The 17101-nt window shown below is 68.4% G+C and carries 14 protein-coding genes; 8 read left to right on the forward strand and 6 right to left on the reverse strand.

Going from position 1 to position 17101, the window contains the following annotated elements; all coding sequences use genetic code 11:
- Positions 1 to 163 precede the first annotated feature (163 nt).
- Positions 164 to 526 carry a DUF2917 domain-containing protein gene (locus KHN96_RS04305; protein WP_045218601.1) on the forward strand — a complete coding sequence of 121 codons (363 nt, stop codon included), beginning with the start codon at positions 164 to 166 and terminating at the stop codon, positions 524 to 526.
- A gap of 13 nt (positions 527 to 539) precedes the next feature.
- Here the strand turns inward: KHN96_RS04305 and KHN96_RS04310 are convergent, their stop codons facing one another.
- Positions 540 to 1949 carry a heavy metal sensor histidine kinase gene (locus KHN96_RS04310; protein WP_062738121.1) on the reverse strand — a complete coding sequence of 470 codons (1410 nt, stop codon included), beginning with the start codon at positions 1947 to 1949 and terminating at the stop codon, positions 540 to 542.
- Positions 1946 to 2620 (reverse strand): heavy metal response regulator transcription factor, encoded by a 675-nt coding sequence (locus KHN96_RS04315; RefSeq protein WP_045218597.1) that lies wholly within the window; start codon positions 2618 to 2620, stop codon positions 1946 to 1948. Before KHN96_RS04315 ends, KHN96_RS04310 begins: the two co-directional genes overlap by 4 nt.
- A 198-nt stretch (positions 2621 to 2818) precedes the next feature.
- Here KHN96_RS04315 and KHN96_RS04320 point away from each other — a divergent pair, with 198 nt between their 5' ends.
- From KHN96_RS04320 to KHN96_RS04335, 4 genes are read left to right on the forward strand one after another with little or no spacing between them, the layout of a single operon-like run.
- Complete coding sequence (locus KHN96_RS04320; RefSeq protein WP_062738122.1) at positions 2819 to 3136, forward strand: hypothetical protein; 318 nt, start codon at positions 2819 to 2821, stop codon at positions 3134 to 3136.
- The gene (locus KHN96_RS04325; RefSeq protein ID WP_062738123.1) at positions 3136 to 4413 is read left to right on the forward strand and encodes a TolC family protein; all 1278 of its coding nucleotides are present in this window, start codon (positions 3136 to 3138) and stop codon (positions 4411 to 4413) included. The genes KHN96_RS04320 and KHN96_RS04325 overlap by 1 nt, the downstream gene beginning before the upstream one ends.
- 23 nt (positions 4414 to 4436) lie before the next feature.
- On the forward strand, positions 4437 to 5621 hold the full coding sequence (locus KHN96_RS04330; RefSeq protein WP_062738124.1) for an efflux RND transporter periplasmic adaptor subunit: 1185 nt from the start codon (positions 4437 to 4439) through the stop codon (positions 5619 to 5621).
- Positions 5622 to 5631: 10 nt separating this feature from the next.
- Complete coding sequence (locus KHN96_RS04335) at positions 5632 to 8799, forward strand: efflux RND transporter permease subunit (RefSeq protein WP_062738125.1); 3168 nt, start codon at positions 5632 to 5634, stop codon at positions 8797 to 8799.
- Positions 8800 to 8807: 8 nt separating this feature from the next.
- Here KHN96_RS04335 and KHN96_RS04340 read toward each other — a convergent pair whose 3' ends face one another.
- The 3 genes from KHN96_RS04340 to KHN96_RS04350 all read right to left on the reverse strand — a co-directional run bounded on the left by KHN96_RS04340 (position 8808) and on the right by KHN96_RS04350 (position 11472).
- Positions 8808 to 9242 (reverse strand): HIT family protein, encoded by a 435-nt coding sequence (locus tag KHN96_RS04340; RefSeq protein WP_045218586.1) that lies wholly within the window; start codon positions 9240 to 9242, stop codon positions 8808 to 8810.
- Between the two features lie 89 nt (positions 9243 to 9331).
- A complete protein-coding gene (locus KHN96_RS04345; RefSeq protein ID WP_115044574.1) occupies positions 9332 to 10777 on the reverse strand; it encodes an MFS transporter in 1446 nt (481 codons plus the stop codon).
- A 44-nt stretch (positions 10778 to 10821) separates the two neighbouring features.
- The gene (locus tag KHN96_RS04350; protein ID WP_045218582.1) at positions 10822 to 11472 is read right to left on the reverse strand and encodes a TetR/AcrR family transcriptional regulator; all 651 of its coding nucleotides are present in this window, start codon (positions 11470 to 11472) and stop codon (positions 10822 to 10824) included.
- Positions 11473 to 11731: 259 nt separating this feature from the next.
- Here KHN96_RS04350 and KHN96_RS04355 point away from each other — a divergent pair, with 259 nt between their 5' ends.
- Positions 11732 to 12976 (forward strand): branched-chain amino acid ABC transporter substrate-binding protein, encoded by a 1245-nt coding sequence (locus KHN96_RS04355; protein WP_045218580.1) that lies wholly within the window; start codon positions 11732 to 11734, stop codon positions 12974 to 12976.
- A gap of 42 nt (positions 12977 to 13018) precedes the next feature.
- On the opposite strand, the gene KHN96_RS04360 is transcribed toward KHN96_RS04355, so the two are convergent.
- On the reverse strand, positions 13019 to 13951 hold the full coding sequence (locus KHN96_RS04360; protein ID WP_062738127.1) for a 2-hydroxyacid dehydrogenase: 933 nt from the start codon (positions 13949 to 13951) through the stop codon (positions 13019 to 13021).
- 254 nt (positions 13952 to 14205) lie between these two features.
- On the opposite strand from KHN96_RS04360, the gene KHN96_RS04365 reads away from it, so the two are divergent.
- Together KHN96_RS04365 and KHN96_RS04370 are read left to right on the forward strand one after the other, a co-directional pair.
- Entirely contained in the window at positions 14206 to 14898 is a 693-nt protein-coding gene (locus tag KHN96_RS04365) for a glycine zipper 2TM domain-containing protein (RefSeq protein ID WP_062738128.1), read from the forward strand.
- Between the two features lie 99 nt (positions 14899 to 14997).
- The gene (locus KHN96_RS04370) at positions 14998 to 16815 is read left to right on the forward strand and encodes a methyl-accepting chemotaxis protein (RefSeq protein ID WP_062738129.1); all 1818 of its coding nucleotides are present in this window, start codon (positions 14998 to 15000) and stop codon (positions 16813 to 16815) included.
- Positions 16816 to 17101: the final 286 nt, after the last annotated feature.

A 17101-nucleotide genomic window follows, 5' to 3' on the forward strand; every position in this document is an offset into this window, starting at 1 on the left:
GTCTGTCGTCGCACGGAACTGTTCGAGAAAGATGCTGAACAGTCCTGTCAAACTGTTCGCAACTGTTCATGTCCAATCCCCACCCTGCCGCGCAAGATGGAGTCGTGCCGATCTGCAGTGCCATAACAATCCACCACGAACCCCCGGCACAGGAGTCTCCATCATGCGCGAAATCAGGATCTTCGAACTTGACCGGCAGGGCGTGCCGGTAAGCTGGCGATCGGCGCGGGCCCAGACCATCGCCGCACAGGCCGGGTTGTTGTGGGTCACGCAGGAGCATCAGCGGCAGGACATCTGGCTCAGGCCGGGGCAGTCGATCGACGTGCCGGCGGGCGTGCGCTTCTGGCTCTCCGGCGAGACGGTGGACGGTACGCCCGCGCGCTTTTCCGTGACCGAAGACGTCAACGCCCCGCGCCGCCTGCTGCGCTTCGTCGGCCTGCTGGTGGCCGCCGCGTACCGCCGGATCGTGCGCGATGACGGCCAGGACGCCACGCGCACGCCCTCGGCGCTGCGCATCGGCACATGACGAAGCCGCGCGCCTAGTTGGGAAACACGAGCCGGAACTCGGTCCGCCCGTGCGGCGGGCTGCTGGCTTCCACGCTGCCGCCGTGCAGGTCCATGATGGTCTTCACGATCGCCAGCCCCAAGCCCGTCGACTGGCTCGACCGCGCGCCGGATTGTGCACGCGAAGGGTCGCCGCGGTAGAACCGCTCGAACAGCAGCGGCAGGATCGCCGCCGGAATGCCAGGCCCCGGGTTGCGCACGCGGATCGCGGTGGCGTGCGGCAGCGTCTCGATGGCCACGTCGATGCGCTCGCCGGTGGGGGTGTGGCGCAGCGCGTTGTCGAGCAGGTTGTTCAGCGCCCGGCGCAGCAGCGTAGCGTCGGCACGGACGAGGCCATCCCCGGTGACGTCGATGACGATGTCGCGGTCGGCGGCCACGGCTTCGAAGTAGTCCACCAGTACCTGAACCTCGTGGCGTGCCTCGAGCATGGCGGTGGCGACCGCCACGCGCGTGTGGTCGGCGCGCGCGAGAAACAGCATGTCTTCGATCATGTGCGACAGGCGCGCGTACTCCTCCAGGTTCGATTCGAGCACGCTGCGGTACTCGTCGGCCGCGCGCGGGTGGGCCAGCGTGACTTCGGTCTGCCCGACCAGGTTCGCCAGCGGTGTGCGGAAATCGTGCGCCAGGTCTGCGGAGAACTGCGACAGGCGTGCGAAGCCGTCCTGCAGCCGCGCGAGCATGGCATTGAGCGAGGCGAGCAGGTCGGCCAGTTCACGCGGCGCACCCTCCAACGCCAGGCGCGTCTCGAGCTGACTCGGGACCACGGCCGCTGCCTGCCTGCCGATGCGCGCCAGCCCGCGCAGCGTGCCGCGCACCAGCAGCAGGCTCAGCAGCGCCACGGCGGCCACACCGCCGACGACCGCAAACACGATGTGACGCTGGTACTTCGCCAGCAACGCTGCACGGCTGTCGCCGTCCTGCGCGACCAGCACGATCACCTTCGTACCGCGCTCGCCCAGCGGCGCCTCGGCCGCCACAGCACGCGACACCATGCCTGCCATCGATGTCCATGTCTGTACCGCAGCCTCTGAAGGGGCCACGCCGGCCGGCACAATGGCCGGCATCGCGACCGCCTCGCCTTCGGGGTTCACCTCCACCAGCGTGCGGCCGTCCGGGGCGGCAATGCGCAGGATCAGGCCGTCATGGCCGGACACCACGTCGGTGTAACGGTGGGCGTTGCGTGCCAGGTCGTCGACGCTCGCGGCCTCGCTGGTCAGATGCCGCAACTGCGCGATCTTGCCGAGCAGCATCGCATCGTCGGCGGCGCGCAATTGCGCATTCAGCGCGTAATACAGGTACGTGCCCGCTGCGGTGAGCGTGACCGACGCCACCACCACGAACGCCAGGACCAGGCGGCCGGCAAGCGAAGCGGGCCAGCGCATCAGCGGGCTGCCTCGTCGAGCACGTAGCCCATGCCGCGCAATGTGTGGATCAGCTTGTGCTCGAATGGGTCGTCGACCTTGGCGCGCAGGCGGCGGATCGACACGTCCACCACGTTGGTGTTGCTGTCAAAGTTCACGTCCCACACCTGCGACGCTATCAGCGAGCGCGAAAGCACCTCGCCTGCGCGGCGCGCCAGCAGGTGCAGCAGTGCGTATTCCTTGGCGGTCAGGTCGATGCGTTGGCCCGCGCGCGTGACGCGGCGCCTGATGGTGTCGATGGTCAGGTCCGCAATTTCGAGGATCTCGCTCTCGCGCATCGGGCCGCGCCGCAGGATGGTGCGTATGCGCGCCACGAGCTCGGCAAAGGCGAACGGCTTGACGAGGTAATCGTCGGCGCCGAGTTCCAGCCCCTTGAGCCGGTCGGGCAGTTCGTCGCGCGCGGTCAGGAACAGCACCGGCGTGCTCTTGTGCCGGCGCAGTTCCTGGATGAGCTGCCAGCCGTCCATGCCGGGCAGCATGACGTCCAGCACGATCAGGTCGTAGTCATGCTCCATGGCCTGAAAGAGGCCGTCGGGGCCGGTGCGGGCAAGGTCGGCCACGAAGCCGGATTCGGTCAGGCCCTTGCGGAGGTAGTCGCCCGCCTTGGGCTCGTCTTCAACGATGAGCAGTCGCATGGTGAGAAAGGCGCGGGCGCTGGTGGCCCGCCGTGCTGCCAATGCCGCCACGATAGGCCAAAACCCCCGTGGAGGCGACAAAGATGACAACTTTGTCATCTTCGGGTCATGCCCGCGTGGCGCGCCCCTCCGTAGACTGGCCGCACCGACATCGCCCCTTCCTGCTGCTGGTGTCGGCATTTTTCGAAGGAGATGATCATGGCGATCCGATTCCCACGTGCGCTCTGGCTGGCCGCCCTGGCGGCAACCCTGGCAACCGGCACCGCGCTTGCCGCCCAAGACCTGCGCGGCGACTGCTGCGAGCCGCAGGCCAAGCCGATGGCTGCCCCACTGGCCAAGACCGGCACGCGAGACGCCTATACCGACGGCGCCCGAACGGGCGCGCGCGACCCGTACACCGGCGGTGCTGCGCAAGCCGTGCTCGAGGCCCGCGTCGGGGCGCGTGATCCGTACACCGACGGCGGCTTGAGCGGCCCCCGCGCACGCGATCCGTACGCAGCCGGTGCGCACGCGTGATGCCCTGGCTGCAGCCTGTTGCAGCCGCCATCGCCGGTTGCGCGGCTCTGATGCCGGCCGCGGCGATGGCGCTCGACCTTACCGCGCCCACGGCCGCATCGGCATCCGGCGAACCAGCCGTGGCCCAGGGCCAAGCCGGCCGGGTGACCTTGCAGCAGGCCATCGACCGTGCCATGCAGACGCACCCGGCGATCGCGGCGGCCGGTTACGAGATCGCCGCCAGCGAAGGCGCGCTCGACCAGGCGCGCCGCTGGCGCAATCCCGAGGCCGCCTTCACGACCGAGGACGTGCGCCGCGATCGCGCCACGATGACGGCGCAATTGAACATTCCGCTCGAACTTGGCGGCAAGCGCGGCGCCCGGACGCGCGCCGCAGAAGCCGCGCGTGACGCGACGGCGCAAGATGCCGCGGTGCTGCGCGCCGAACTGCGTGCCGACGTCACGCGCGCGTTCTTCGACCTGCTGATCGCGCAGGAGCGCCTGTCGCTGGCGCAGGCGTCGGACACCTTGGCCGCCGAGGCCGAATCGGCCGCCGCACGGCGCGTGCAGGCGGGCAAGGTGTCCCCCGTGGAGCAGACCAAGGCTGGTGTGGTGCGGGCCAGCGCCGCCATCGAGTTGCGCGATGCCCAGGCGGAACTGCAGGTTGCGCAGCGCGCGCTGGCCGCGTTCTGGGGCGGTACGCCCTTCGCCCCGGAAGCCGACGGCAGCGTCGAGACCCTGCCCATCGTGCCGCCGGAAGCCCGCGCGGCGGCCGGGGCGCTGGAGGCCACGCCGCGTGCCGTCCGCGCCCGGCTCGAGATCGAACGCCGCCAGGCACTCGCCAATGTGGAGCGCGCCAAGCGCGTGCCCGACGTCACGCTCACCGTGGGGGCCAAGCGCGACAGCGCGGCGAACAACAACATGGCCGTCGTCGGCATTGCCGTGCCGCTGCCGCTGTTTGACCGCAACCAGGGCAGCCTGCTCGAGGCGCAGCGCCGGGCTGACAAGGCGTTCGAAGACTACCGCGCATTGCAGCTCGAACAGGGCGCCGCGCTCGCGCAGGATGTCGCGCGGCTCGAGGCCGCCCGCGCGACCGTGCAATCGCTGCGCGCCAATGTGCTGCCCGGCGCGCAGCGCGCGTACGATGCCGCCCGCATCGGCTTTGATGCCGGCAAGTTCAACTTTCTCGATGTGCTGGACGCGCAGCGCACGCTGTTCCAGGCGCGAGCCCAATACCTCGCCGCACTGTCGCGCGCGCATCAGGCCGCTGGCGGCATCGATCGCATCCTGGGCCGCTAGCGCCCGCTTCCTTTCCTGCTGACATGACACTTCCCCCGCAACAACGGCGCGCCATCGCGCTGATCGTCGTGCTCGGTGCGCTGGCCGCGACCGGCCTGTGGTTCGGCATGGGCGCCCGGCCATCGCCAACGGCCGAGCCCGAAGCCGGCGCTGCCCCAACGGACACCGCCGAGGGCCATCACGCCGAACTGCTGGCCATGACGCCGGGCGCCATGGCCAATGCAAACATCGGCGTGGAGACGGCCGGCCCCGCCGAGCTGCGCACCGAAGTCGTCTTGCCGGGTGAGATCCGCCTGAACGAAGACCGCACCGCGCATGTGGTGCCGCGCGTGGCCGGCGTGGCCGAGAAGGTCGCCGTGGAACTGGGCCAGGCCGTCAAGCGTGGTCACCTGCTGGCCGTGCTGTCGAGCCCCGCGCTGTCGGACCAGCGCAGCGAACTGCAGGCTGCCCAGCAGCGTCTCGCGCTCGCACAGCAGGCGCATGCACGCGAGAAACGGCTGTGGGAGCAGGGCATCGCTGCCGAGCAGGATTACCAGCAGGCCCGCACCGCATTGCAGGAAGCGCGCATCGCGGCCGACAACGCGCGCCAGAAGCTGGCGGCCATCGGTGCCGCGCCCGGCGGTTCGGCGTTGAACCGCTTCGAGTTGCGGGCGCCGTTCGACGGTGTCGTCGTGGCGAGGCATCTTTCGCAGGGCGAGGCCGTGCAGGCAGAAACGGCCGTCTTTACCGTGGCTGACCTGCGGACCGTGTGGGCCGATTTTTCCGTCACGGCCAAGGACCTGGAGGCGGTGACGACCGGCGCTGCGGCAACGGTGCGCGCCACCGCCACCGGCACCGCGGTCGACGGCAAGGTGTCATACGTGGGCGCATTGCTGGGCGAGCAGACGCGCACCGCGCCCGCCCGCGTGACGCTCGACAACCCGAAGCTGGCGTGGCGGCCCGGCATGTTCGTCAACGTGTCGGTGGAGTCGGGCCGGGCGCGTGTGCCCGTGGCCGTGCGTGCCGAAGCCTTGCAGACCGTCGATGACAAGCCCTCCGTGTTCGTGCCCGTGGAGGGCGGCCTTGAAGTGCGCCCCGTCAAGACCGGCCGCACCGACGGCACGTGGACGGAAATCGTCGAAGGGCTGGCCGCCGGCACGCGCTATGCCGCCGCCAACAGCTACGTGCTCAAAGCCGAGGCCGGCAAGTCCGCCGACCACGGCCACTGACGGAGGCGCCATGTTCGAACGCCTGTTGCGCACCGTCATTGCCCAACGCTGGCTCGTGCTGCTGGCCGTGCTGGCCGCCGCCGCTTTCGGTGCGTATAGCTACACGCGCCTGTCGATCGATGCGGTTCCGGACATTACCAACGTGCAGGTGCAGATCAACACGCCTGCGCCCGGCTACTCGCCGCTGGAGACGGAGCAGCGCATCACCTATGCGCTGGAGACCGCAATGGCGGGGCTGCCGAAGCTCGAGCAGACGCGCTCGCTGTCGCGCTACGGGCTGTCGCAGGTGACCGTCATCTTCAAGGAAGGCACCGACATCTACTTTGCGCGCCAGCTCGTGAGCGAGCGCCTGCAGGCCGCCAAGGAACAGCTGCCCGACGGCATCTCGCCGAGCATGGGGCCGGTCTCCACGGGGCTGGGCGAGATCTACCTGTGGACGGTCGAGGCAGACGCGAATGCGCGCAAGCCCGATGGCACGGCTTACACACCAGCGGACCTGCGTGAGCTGCAGGACTGGGTGATCCGTCCGCAGATCCGCAACGTGCCGGGCGTGACGGAGGTCAATAGCATCGGTGGATTCGCCAAGGAATTCCTGGTGGCGACGAGCCCGGAGCGGCTGGCGTCGTACAGGCTGACGCTGGCCGACGTGGTGTCGGCGCTTGAGCGCAACAACGCCAACGTCGGCGCGGGCTATATCGAGCGCAAGGGCGAGCAATACCTCGTGCGTGCGCCCGGCCAGCTGCGTGATGCGGCCGACATCGGCAACGTCGTGCTCGCCAGCCCCAACGGCACGCCGGTGCGCCTGCGCGATGTCGCCACGATCGACAGCGGCAGCGAGCTGCGCACGGGCGCGGCCACCAGCAACGGGCGCGAGGTCGTGCTCGGCACGGCGTTCCTGCTGATCGGCGAAAACAGCCGCACGGTGTCGCAGGCGGTGGACAAGCGCATGCAGGACATCCGCAAGACGTTGCCGGCCGGCATTCGCGTCGAACCGGTGTATGACCGCACGGTACTCGTCGACAAGGCCATCGCCACCGTCAAGAAGAACCTGGTGGAAGGCGCCATCCTGGTGATGGCGGTCCTGTTCGTCTTCCTCGGCAATCTGCGCGCGGCGGTGCTGACGGCGCTGGTGATTCCGCTGTCGATGCTGATGACCTTCAGCGGCATGGTGTCGGCCAAGGTCAGTGCGAACCTGATGAGCCTGGGCGCACTCGACTTCGGCATCATCGTCGACGGCGCGGTGGTGATCGTCGAAAACTGCGTGCGGCGCCTCGCGCATGCGCAGCAGGTGCGGGGCCGGCCACTGAGCCGCGCCGAGCGCCTTGACGAAGTGTTCGAAGCCGCCCGCGAAGCGCGCCGCCCGCTGCTGTACGGCCAGTTGATCATCATGGTCGTGTACCTGCCGATCTTCGCGCTGTCGGGCGTGGAAGGAAAGATGTTCCACCCGATGGCGACCACCGTCGTGCTGGCGCTCGCGGCGGCCATGGTGCTGTCCATCACGTTCGTGCCAGCAGCGGTGGCCCTGTTCATCGGCGAGCGCGTGTCGGAGAAGGAAAACCGCCTGATGGGCTGGGCGCGCCGCATGTACGCGCCGCTGCTCGAGCGCGTGCTGGCAGCGCCTGCCGTGGTGATGACGTTTGCCGTGGTGGCCGTGGCGGTCTCGCTGGTCGCGGCCACGCGCCTGGGTGCGGAATTCGTGCCGAGCCTGAACGAAGGCGACTTCGCCATGCAGGCGATGCGTGTGCCGGGCACGGGCCTGGCGCAATCGCTGGAGATGCAGAAGCAGATCGAGCGCACGCTCAAGGCCAAGTTTCCGGAGATCGAGCGCGTGTTCGCGCGTACCGGTACCGCGGAGGTCGCCACCGACGTGATGCCGCCCAGCATTTCCGACGGCTACATCATGCTCAGGCCCGAGCAGGACTGGCCGGCCGGCCCAGCGGGCACGCGCCGCACGCGCGACCAGTTGCTTGCCGATATCCGCGCCGTGGTGCAGGCGCTGCTGGGCAACGCATACGAGTTCTCGCAGCCGATTCAGCTGCGCTTCAACGAGCTGATCTCTGGCGTGCGCAGCGATGTGGCGGTCAAGCTGTTTGGCGACGACATGGCCGTGCTGGAGGCGCAGGCCAGGACCATCGCCGCGCAGCTGGGCAAGCTGGCCGGCGCAACGGAAGTGAAGATCGAGCAGACCGGCGGCCTGCCGTTTTTGAACGTCGACATCGACCGCGAGAAGGCCGCGCGCTACGGCCTGTCGGTCGGCGCGATCCAGGACACGGTGTCCGCAGCCATCGGCGGCAAGGACGCCGGTACGGTGTTCCAGGGTGACCGCCGCTTCGGCATCGTGGTGCGTCTGCCGGAAACGTCGCGCAGCGATCCGGCCTCGCTGGGCCGCCTGCCGCTGGCATTGCCCAACGGGCAGGGCTACGTGCCGTTGTCCGACGTGGCCACGCTCAACGAGGTGAGCGGCCCCAACCAGGTCAGCCGCGAAGACGGCAAGCGGCGGATCGTCGTCAGCGCGAATGTGCGCGGCCGCGACATCGCCTCGTTCGTCGAAGAGGCGCAGGCCGTGCTCGATGCGCAGGTGCGCCTGCCCGCGGGGTACTGGATGGCCTGGGGCGGGCAGTTCGAGCAGTTGCAGTCGGCCACGCAACGCCTGCAGTTCGTGGTGCCGCTGGCGCTGAGCCTCGTGCTCACGCTGCTGTTTATGATGTTCGGCAATCTCAAGGACGGCTTGCTCGTGTTCTCCGGCATTCCGTTTGCGCTGTCGGGCGGCATCCTGGCGCTGGCGTTGCGCGGCATTCCGCTGTCGATCTCGGCCGCCGTGGGCTTCATCGCCCTGTCCGGCGTGGCGGTGCTCAACGGGCTGGTGATGCTCACCTTCATCCGCAGCCTGCGCGAAGCCGGCAAGTCTGTGGACGAGGCCGTGCGCGAGGGCGCGCTCACGCGCCTGCGGCCGGTGCTCATGACGGCCCTGGTGGCTTCGCTCGGCTTCGTGCCGATGGCGCTGGCCACCGGCACGGGCGCCGAGGTGCAGCGTCCGCTCGCCACGGTGGTGATCGGGGGGATCCTGTCGTCGACGGCGCTCACGCTGCTGGTGCTGCCGGTGCTGTACCGGCTGGCGTATCGACGGGCGGCGCCGGTCGCGCGGGCAGACGCTCTTGCGCCGTCTGCCGCGCCGTAGTGCAACGCTTACTGCGCGTTCAGCGCCGCGATGATCTTGTCTGCGTGGGCCTTCAGCGTCTCGGGCGCGGCCTGCACGCGGGCGTGCGGATGCAGCTCCTTGCCGGGATAGCGCGGCAGCACGTGGAAATGCACGTGCGGCACCGTCTGGCCGGCGGCAGCGCCGTTGAGCTGGAACACGGCGATGCCCGGGGCGGAGAAGGCATCGCGCACCGCACGTGCGAGCTTGCGCGTCGTGACGATTGCCGCGGCTGCAGCTTCGTCCGACAGGTAGAACAGTTCCGTGGCGCCTTCCTTGGGCAGCACCAGCACGTGGCCGTCGGCCTGCGGCATGATGTCCATGAAGGCCAGGGTGTGCTCGTCTTCATACACCTTGGTGCAGGGCAGCTCGCCGCGCAGGATCTTGGCGAAGATGTTCTGGTTGTCGTAGGTCGCGTCAGGCATGGGTGTCTCCGGCAAACAAAAAAATGGCAGCGGGCAGTATATATGCGACGTACGGCGCCGCGCCGGGCGCCCAAGCTCGGGGCGACGCGTCAAGCCTGGCCATCGTCCATCGACAGCGGTGCGGCGACGTGCTCGAGCGGCTTGCGTTCGGCTGCCGTGCCCCAGCGCGCCTGCACCCCGGCGGCGAGCAGCATCAGTGCCGCGCCCAACGCGTAGCCGGCAAACACGGCGCCGCGCGAATGGGTATCGATGAGCCAGCCGAACAGCGCCGGCCCCGCCACACCGCCCAGCCCTGTACCGACGGCGTAGAACAGCGCAATGGCGAGCGCGCGCACCTCGAGCGGGAACGTCTCGCTCACCGTCAGGTACGCTGAACTGGCGGCAGCCGAAGCGAAGAAGAACACCACGGTCCATGCGAGCGTCTGTGTGGCGCCGTCCAGCACGCCGGCCTTGAACAGCGCACCGCTGGCAAGCAGCAGCACGCCGCTGGCTGCATACGTGGCGGCAATCATCGCGCGCCGGCCCACGACGTCGAACAGCCGCCCCAGCAGCAGGGGCCCGAGAAAATTGCCGAGCGCAAACGGCAGCAGATACGTGCCGACCTTCGTGGCCGGCACGTCGTAGAAGTCCGTCAGCACGAGCGCGTAGGTAAAGAAGATGGCGTTGTAGAAGAACGCCTGCGCCGCCATCAAGGCAAGCCCCACCAGTGCGCGCTGCCGGTGCTGCACGAACAGCACGCGCGCCACTTCCAGCAGGCTCGGATGGCCGCGGCTGCGCAGGCGCAGGGTTGGCACCGGTGCACCGTCGAAGCAATGGCCCCGCGCCGCGATCTCGTTTTCGATCGTGCAGACGATGGCCTGTGCTTCTTCATGGCGGCCGCGTGTGAGCAGCCAGCGCGGGCTTTCCGGAATCCAGAAGCGCATCACCAGGATGACGAGCCCCAGCGCCGCGCCAATGAAGAAGCACAGCCGCCAGCCGATATCGACGCGCATGTGCGCAGGGTCCAGCAGCCACAGCGATGCGCCGGCGCCCACGGCCGCACCGACCCAGAACGTGCCGTTGATGGCGAGGTCCGTCCAGCCGCGCACGCGCGCCGGTGTGAGCTCCTGGATGGTCGAGTTGATGGCCGCGTATTCCCCGCCGATGCCCGCCCCCGTGAGCGCACGGAACACGACGAGGCTGGCGAAGTTCCACGAAAACGCCGTCGCCAGCGTGGCCGAGATGTACACGCCCAGCGTGATGAAGAACAGCTTGCGGCGGCCGAGCCGGTCCGTCAGCCAGCCGAAGAGTAGCGCGCCGAGCACCGCGCCGGCCAGGTACGCGCTGCTGGCCATGCCGACCTGCGCATTGGTGAGCCGCAACGCCGGGCTTTGCTTGAGCGCACCGGCCACCGCGCCCGCCAGCGTCACCTCGAGCCCATCGAGCAGCCACGTGATGCCCAACGCGATGACCACGCGCGTGTGGAAGCGGCTCCAGGGCAGGCGGTCGAGCCGGCCGGGCAGGTCCGAGGTGTGAGGGGCTGGCGATCCGGGCATCGCGGCGCACTCCGGCTGATGGAATGCGCACGATGCAGCACGATTTATTCCTGCGAGGCTTTGCGCGGGCGCTCGAGGGGGGCTCCGGCCAGCAGCGTGTCTTCGAAGAAGCGGCGGCGCGCGTCCTTGTCGGGCTTGCTGCCCTGGTTCCAGAGCAGTGCCTCGGAAAGCTGATACGCGTACAGCATGAATGCGCGTGTCTTCGCGTCCTTGCGCGCAAAGCCCATCGCCTGGAAGTGCTTCACGTAGTAGTCCATGCGGTGCTCGTCGACCGCGTCGACTGCCTCCTGCGCCATGGGGTCGCGGCGTGCCCACGCACGGATGGCGAATTCGATCATGGCGGTGCGGCGCGCGCTGCGTCCGCGAAACGGCAGGGCGAGCAGATCGCGCACCAGCCCCTGCACCGACGCGTTCTGCCGCTCCAGCTTGGGGCCGATGCGCGTGCGTTCGCTCCAGTCCTGCAGCACCTGGTGGAGCAGGTCGTCGCGGTTCTTGAAGTGCCAGTAGAAGCTGCCGCGCGTGACATCCAGCTGCTTGGCGAGCACGTCCACGCGCACGGCGTCGATGCTCTTGGTCACCAGCAGATCCGTGGCGGCGCGCACCCAGTCGTGGGGCGTGAGCTGTGTACGGGGCGTGGGGCTGGCGGATGCGGTGTCGACGGGTGCGTCGTGTTCGTCGATCAGCGGGGAGGTCATGCGCACCTCGGCGGCGTGGACATGAAGGCGGATTCTATCGACGCCGGCACGGCTGTCCAGCGCTTCAATCGGGCTGACGCCCCCAGGTTTGCGCGGGTTGACACGTCAACAAACGCACTTCTACCATGCACATACGTTTGTGTATGGAAGGAACGAGCTGCCGCAAGCCTCGGTTTGCGGTTTTGTGAAGGTGCCATGCTCGACGATGCCTTCTGCACGGCGTCCACCGATAAAAGACAAGACATCAGGAGACATTTGCATGAAGGCATTTCGAGTCGCACTGTGCGCGGCCGCCGTGGCAGGCGCATTCTGCGCAGGGGCTGTACACGCCGAGACCGTCAAGATCGCCTGGATCGATCCGCTGTCCGGGCTGATGGGCGCGCTGGGCCAGAACCAGTTGCGCAGCTGGCAATACGCGGCGGATCTCGCCAACCAGCAGAACTGGAGCGGCAACGGCACCAGGTTTGAAGTCGTCGGCTTTGACAACAAGGTCTCGCCGCAAGAGAGCCTGACCATCCTCAAGCAGATCACCGACCAGGGCATCCGCTATGTCGCGCAGGGCGACGGATCGAGCGTGGGCATGGCGCTGCAGGATGCCATCGCCAAATACAACGACCGCAACCCGGGCAAGGAGATCATCTACCTGAACTACGCCGCGGTCGATCCGGACATGACGAACAGCAAGTGCAACTACTGGCACTTCCGCCTGGACGCCAACTCCGACATGAAGATGGAGGCGCTGACGACGTATCTGGCGAAGGATCCGAACATCAAGAAGGTGTACCTGCTGAACCAGAACTACTCGTTCGGCCACCAGGTGGCGCGCGCGGCCAAGGAATACCTCAAGCGCAAGCGTCCGGACATCCAGGTCGTTGGCGAAGACCTGCATCCGCTGGCGCAGGTGAAGGACTTCTCGCCGTACGTCGCCAAGATCCGCGCATCGGGGGCCGACACCGTCATCACCGGCAACTGGGGGAGCGATCTCGCGCTGCTGATCCGCGCATCGAAGGATGCGGGCCTGAACACAAACTTCTATACGTACTACGCCGGCACCACCGGCGTGCCGACGGCGATGGGCGCCTCGGGTGCCGACCGCGTGAAGGTGATCAGCTACTTTGCGCCGAACGACGGCAACCCGAAGACGAACGCCGTGCTCGACGGCTTCAAGAAGAAGTACAACGACGACTTCTTCAACGCCGATGTCTATACCGGCATCGCGTTCCTCGCCAAGGCCATCAAGACGACGGGCTCGGCCGAGCCCGCCAAGGTGGCCAAGGCGATGGAAGGCATGACGGTGGAAAGCCTCAACGGCCCGGTCGAGATGCGCAAGACCGACCACCAGGCCCAGCAGACGCTGTACGTGACCACCTGGGTCAAGGCCGACGGCAAGAAGATCAAGTACGACCAGGAAAACACCGGCTACGGCTGGCGCACCGACGTCACGCTCGAGCCGCACCTGGGCGCGCAACCGACGTCGTGCCAGATGAAGCGGCCGACCTCGTGATTGCGTGATCGCGTAGCAACCGTTCCCGGCCGGGGCTGCGGCTCAGACCGGGGATACCACGCCCGTGCCGGCCAGGTGCCCGCGGGCGTTCTCCAGGAAGCGGTCGACCGTCGCCTGCACCGATTCCGGCGACCAGCCCGCAATGTGCGGCGTCAGCACGACCTGCTCGAGGTCCAGCAGCCCGGCCGGCGGCGCTGGCTCGCTCTCATAGACATCCAGGCCCGCGCCACCCAGCCTGCCGGCGCGGATGGCGGCTTCCAGCGCGGCCGTGTCGACCACGCTGCCGCGCGCGATGTTCACCACGTAGCCATTCGGGCCCAGCGCTTCCAGGATCGTCTGGTTGACGAGGTGCCGCGTCTGCGCACCGCCCGGTGTGGCGACGATCAGGAAATCCGCCCATTCGGCCATGTCCTTGAGCGCATCGAAGTAGCGGTAGCCGACCCCTTCGCGCGGCTTGCGGTTGTGATAGCCGATCTGCATGTCGAAGCCGGCTGCGCGGCGCGCGATCTGCAGGCCGATGGTGCCCAGGCCCACGATGCCCAGGCGCTTGCCCCACACGCCGGGCTGCAGCGGAATGTCGTCGCGCCAGACGCCGTTGCGCGTGGTGCGATCCAGCTTGGGGATGCCGCGCACCGTGGCCAGCAGCAGGCCCATGGCATGGTCGGCCACGCAGGCGTCATTGGTGCCGGCGCCATTGGCCACCACCACGCCGCGCTCGCGGGCCGCCTGCACGTCGATATTCTCGTAACCGGCGCCCAGTGCGCACGCGAGTTCCAGCCGCGGCATGGCGTCCATCTCCGCTGCCGTCAGCCCCGTCGAGCCGTTGGTGAGAACGATGCGCACGTGGTGCCCGTCGCGGGCGATGGCCGCATCGCGTTCGGCCCGGGTCGGTGCGTGGATGACGTGGAAGTGTGGCGCGATCTGCGCCACGTTCTCGGGCGTCATTGCAATGAGGATCAGCAGCGTCGCTTTCATGGTGAAGAGGACAGGGCTGGCCGCGTCTTGTCGGCTGGCAGTGCCGCGCGCGGCGCCCGGCGATGATAGCGCGCCGCCGGACGGCATGCCGAAGCGCTGTCCGCGACGCGGTTACACCGCGTTACCGATGAGCAGGTTTGGTTGCACGGGCCGGTCCGGCCACGGCATAGACTTTGCGGCACCAGGCGCATCGCCACGCCGGAGCGTATGGCCCCGGCCGGCCAAGACGCCTTGTCCACAAGACGGGATTCATCATGCGAGCAACGAACAAGTCCGACCGTGCAGGGCGTGCAGCACGCTGGGTGGCGCTGGCCACGTTGACTGCCATGGCAGCAGGTCTGGCCGGGTGCGTCACGGCACCGCCGTACAGCAGCTACGGCGCGGGTTATGGCGCCGGCTATGCGGCGGGCAGCAACGCGTACGGCAACACGTCATACGCCAGCAGCTATACCAGCGGGTACGGCAACACGTACGGCAACGGCTACGGCAGCTACGACCCGAACGCGCCGCAGCCGTATGGGCCGCAGCCGGCGCCTGCCTATTCGCAGCCGAATTACTCGCCGTATCCGAGCACGTATCCGAATAGCGGCGACCAAGCCTACCAGGCGCCTGCCGACAACCGCTACGGCGTCGTCGAGTATGTCGAGGCCGTGCCGGTGCGCGGCCAGCCGAGCGGCGTGGGCGCCGTGCTCGGCGGTGTGGTGGGCGGACTGCTTGGCCACCAGGTCGGCGGCGGCCGCGGCAATACCGTGGCGACCATCGGCGGCGCAGTGGCCGGGGCCATGGCGGGCAATGCGGTGGAAGGCAATACCGTGGTCGGCCAGACCTACCGCGTGACCTTGCGCCTGAACGACAACTCGCGCGTGACGCTGACGCAGAACAATCCCAACGGCCTGCGCGCCGGGGACCGGGCCCGCATCGAAAACAACATGGCGGTGCCGTACTAGGCACTTTCGTCCGGTTCACGTCTGGCATGGGAGTCAGCCCGCTTCAGAAACCACGCGGGCTGGCCGATATAGCGGGAGCGACAACCCGCTGTGACTCTCATGCTGAATCGACTTTCCATCCGCTTCCGACTCAACGCGGCCCTGGCGCTGCTTGCCGTGCTGCTGGCCGCCATTGGCGCCATCGGCGTGGTAGGGATGCGTGCGTCCGAGGCGAACATCAAGGACATCTACACCAACCAGCTGGCCTCGACGTCGCTGCTCGGCAAGGCACAGTTGAATGCGGCCATTGTGCGCACGACGCTTGACCGCGCGGTGTTCCATCCGGACGCCGCGGATGTGCCGGCCATCCTCGACAAGGCCAACGGCTACCGCGCCAAGTCCGACGATGCCTGGAAGCAATACAAATCGCTGCCGATGGGCGCCGAGGAGGCGCGCCTGGCCGCCGACGTGGAGGCCAAGCGCAACGCGCTCTTCCGCGATGGCATCGAGCCGCTGATGAACGCATTGCGCGCACGCGATGCCGCTGCCGCCGACCACGTGGTGATGAACACGATCCCGCCGCTGTCGGTGGCGCTGTCCGCCGCCGCCGATGCGCTGGACCGCAGCCAGGTGGAGCAGGCCAAGGCCGCTTACGAGGGCGCGGTGGCGCGCTCGCGGGCCTTCCTGATGCTGGTGGTCGGCGCCATCGCGCTGGGCATCGCGGCGGCGCTCGGTTGCGCGTTCGGCCTGCATCGTGCGATCTCGGTGCCGCTGTCGAACATGCTGGGGCACTTCGGCGAGATCGCGCGTGGCAACCTGACCGAGCGCATCACCGTGCGCAGCCAGGACGAGATGGGCGCGCTCACCCAGGGCCTCATCGACATGCAGCGCGGGCTGATCCGCACGATCGAGACGATGCGCCGCGGCAGCGAGTCGATCGCCAGCGCCACCAAGCAGATTGCCGCCGGCAACATGGATCTGTCGCAGCGCACCGAGGAACAGGCCAGCTCGCTGGAAGAGACGGCATCGAGCATGGAAGAGCTCACGAGCATCGTCAAGCAGAACGCCGACAACGCCCGTCAGGCCAGCCAGCTTGCCGGCAACGCGTCGGACATTGCCGTCAAGGGCGGCGAGGTCGTCGGCCGTGTCATTGAAACGATGTCCGGCATCAATGAAAGCAGCAAGAAGATCGCCGACATCATCGGCGTGATCGAGGGGATTGCGTTCCAGACCAACATCCTCGCGTTGAACGCTGCGGTCGAGGCTGCGCGTGCGGGCGAGCAGGGGCGCGGGTTTGCGGTGGTGGCGGGCGAGGTGCGCAGTCTCGCGCAGCGCTCGGCCACGGCGGCCAAGGAGATCAAGGCGCTGATCAGCGATTCGGTGGGCCGTGTGGAGAACGGCTCGACGCTGGTGAGCGAGGCCGGCGCCGTCATCGACGAGGTGGTGGTGGCCGTCAAGCGCGTGACCGACATCATGGGCGAGATCTCCGCTGCGTCGGACGAGCAGAGCGCCGGCATCGAGCAGGTCAACCAGGCCGTGACGCAAATGGACGAGGTCACGCAGCAGAATGCGGCGCTGGTCGAGCAGGCTGCCGCGGCAGCACAGTCGCTGGAGGAACAGGCCGGCGTGCTGCGCGAGGCGGTGGCTTCGTTCCGCCTGCCGCCGGCCGGCACGCATGTCGCGCCGCAGGCCGTGGTAGCCGTGCAGCCAGCACCGCCAGCCGCCTCGGCAGCCGCTGCGAAGCCGGCGGTGCGCAAGCCCGCCACGACGGCGCCGCGCGTCACCCGCCCGCGTGCGGCTACGCCGGCCAAGCGTGCGATGCCGACCCCAGTGCCGGCAGCAGCGCCCAGTACGCCTGCCGCGGCAGCCGAGCCCAAGCCCGGCAAGCTTGCCCTGGCTGCCGCTTCAAGCGACGCAGACGACTGGGAACAGTTCTGACGCCCACCCGCCGATCCGCATTTCGACAAGCCGCGCCCGGTGCGCGGCTTTATGTTTCAGCCATGCAACCAATTGGCCCGATTGCGCGGGCGGATGTTGCCGATGCGGTCGACAGACGGCGTGGCGGGCCTCGCGCGGGCCCGACGCCATGTGCGCGCCGCTCGCGCTTGAAACGCGCTGTCGCGCGTGAACCGTTTGCCGGCAAGGCACGGCGCCCCCAATCGGCCGGGGTGCTGCTTTTCGGGCAGCACGGCGCGTGCTGCCGCCGCCGCGGCGGTCACCGGCC

Source organism: Ralstonia mannitolilytica, assembly GCF_905397375.1.
Taxonomy (GTDB): Bacteria; Pseudomonadota; Gammaproteobacteria; order Burkholderiales; family Burkholderiaceae; genus Ralstonia; species Ralstonia mannitolilytica.

Coding starts and splice junctions, on each gene's coding strand:
- KHN96_RS04305 (WP_045218601.1), top strand. CDS start 164: ATGCGCGAAATCAGGATCTTCGAACTTGACCGGCAGGGCGTGCCGGTA.
- KHN96_RS04315 (WP_045218597.1), bottom strand. CDS start 2,620: ATGCGACTGCTCATCGTTGAAGACGAGCCCAAGGCGGGCGACTACCTC.
- KHN96_RS04320 (WP_062738122.1), top strand. CDS start 2,819: ATGGCGATCCGATTCCCACGTGCGCTCTGGCTGGCCGCCCTGGCGGCA.
- KHN96_RS04325 (WP_062738123.1), top strand. CDS start 3,136: ATGCCCTGGCTGCAGCCTGTTGCAGCCGCCATCGCCGGTTGCGCGGCT.
- KHN96_RS04330 (WP_062738124.1), top strand. CDS start 4,437: ATGACACTTCCCCCGCAACAACGGCGCGCCATCGCGCTGATCGTCGTG.
- KHN96_RS04335 (WP_062738125.1), top strand. CDS start 5,632: ATGTTCGAACGCCTGTTGCGCACCGTCATTGCCCAACGCTGGCTCGTG.
- KHN96_RS04340 (WP_045218586.1), bottom strand. CDS start 9,242: ATGCCTGACGCGACCTACGACAACCAGAACATCTTCGCCAAGATCCTG.
- KHN96_RS04345 (WP_115044574.1), bottom strand. CDS start 10,777: ATGCCCGGATCGCCAGCCCCTCACACCTCGGACCTGCCCGGCCGGCTC.
- KHN96_RS04350 (WP_045218582.1), bottom strand. CDS start 11,472: ATGACCTCCCCGCTGATCGACGAACACGACGCACCCGTCGACACCGCA.
- KHN96_RS04355 (WP_045218580.1), top strand. CDS start 11,732: ATGAAGGCATTTCGAGTCGCACTGTGCGCGGCCGCCGTGGCAGGCGCA.
- KHN96_RS04360 (WP_062738127.1), bottom strand. CDS start 13,951: ATGAAAGCGACGCTGCTGATCCTCATTGCAATGACGCCCGAGAACGTG.
- KHN96_RS04365 (WP_062738128.1), top strand. CDS start 14,206: ATGCGAGCAACGAACAAGTCCGACCGTGCAGGGCGTGCAGCACGCTGG.
- KHN96_RS04370 (WP_062738129.1), top strand. CDS start 14,998: ATGCTGAATCGACTTTCCATCCGCTTCCGACTCAACGCGGCCCTGGCG.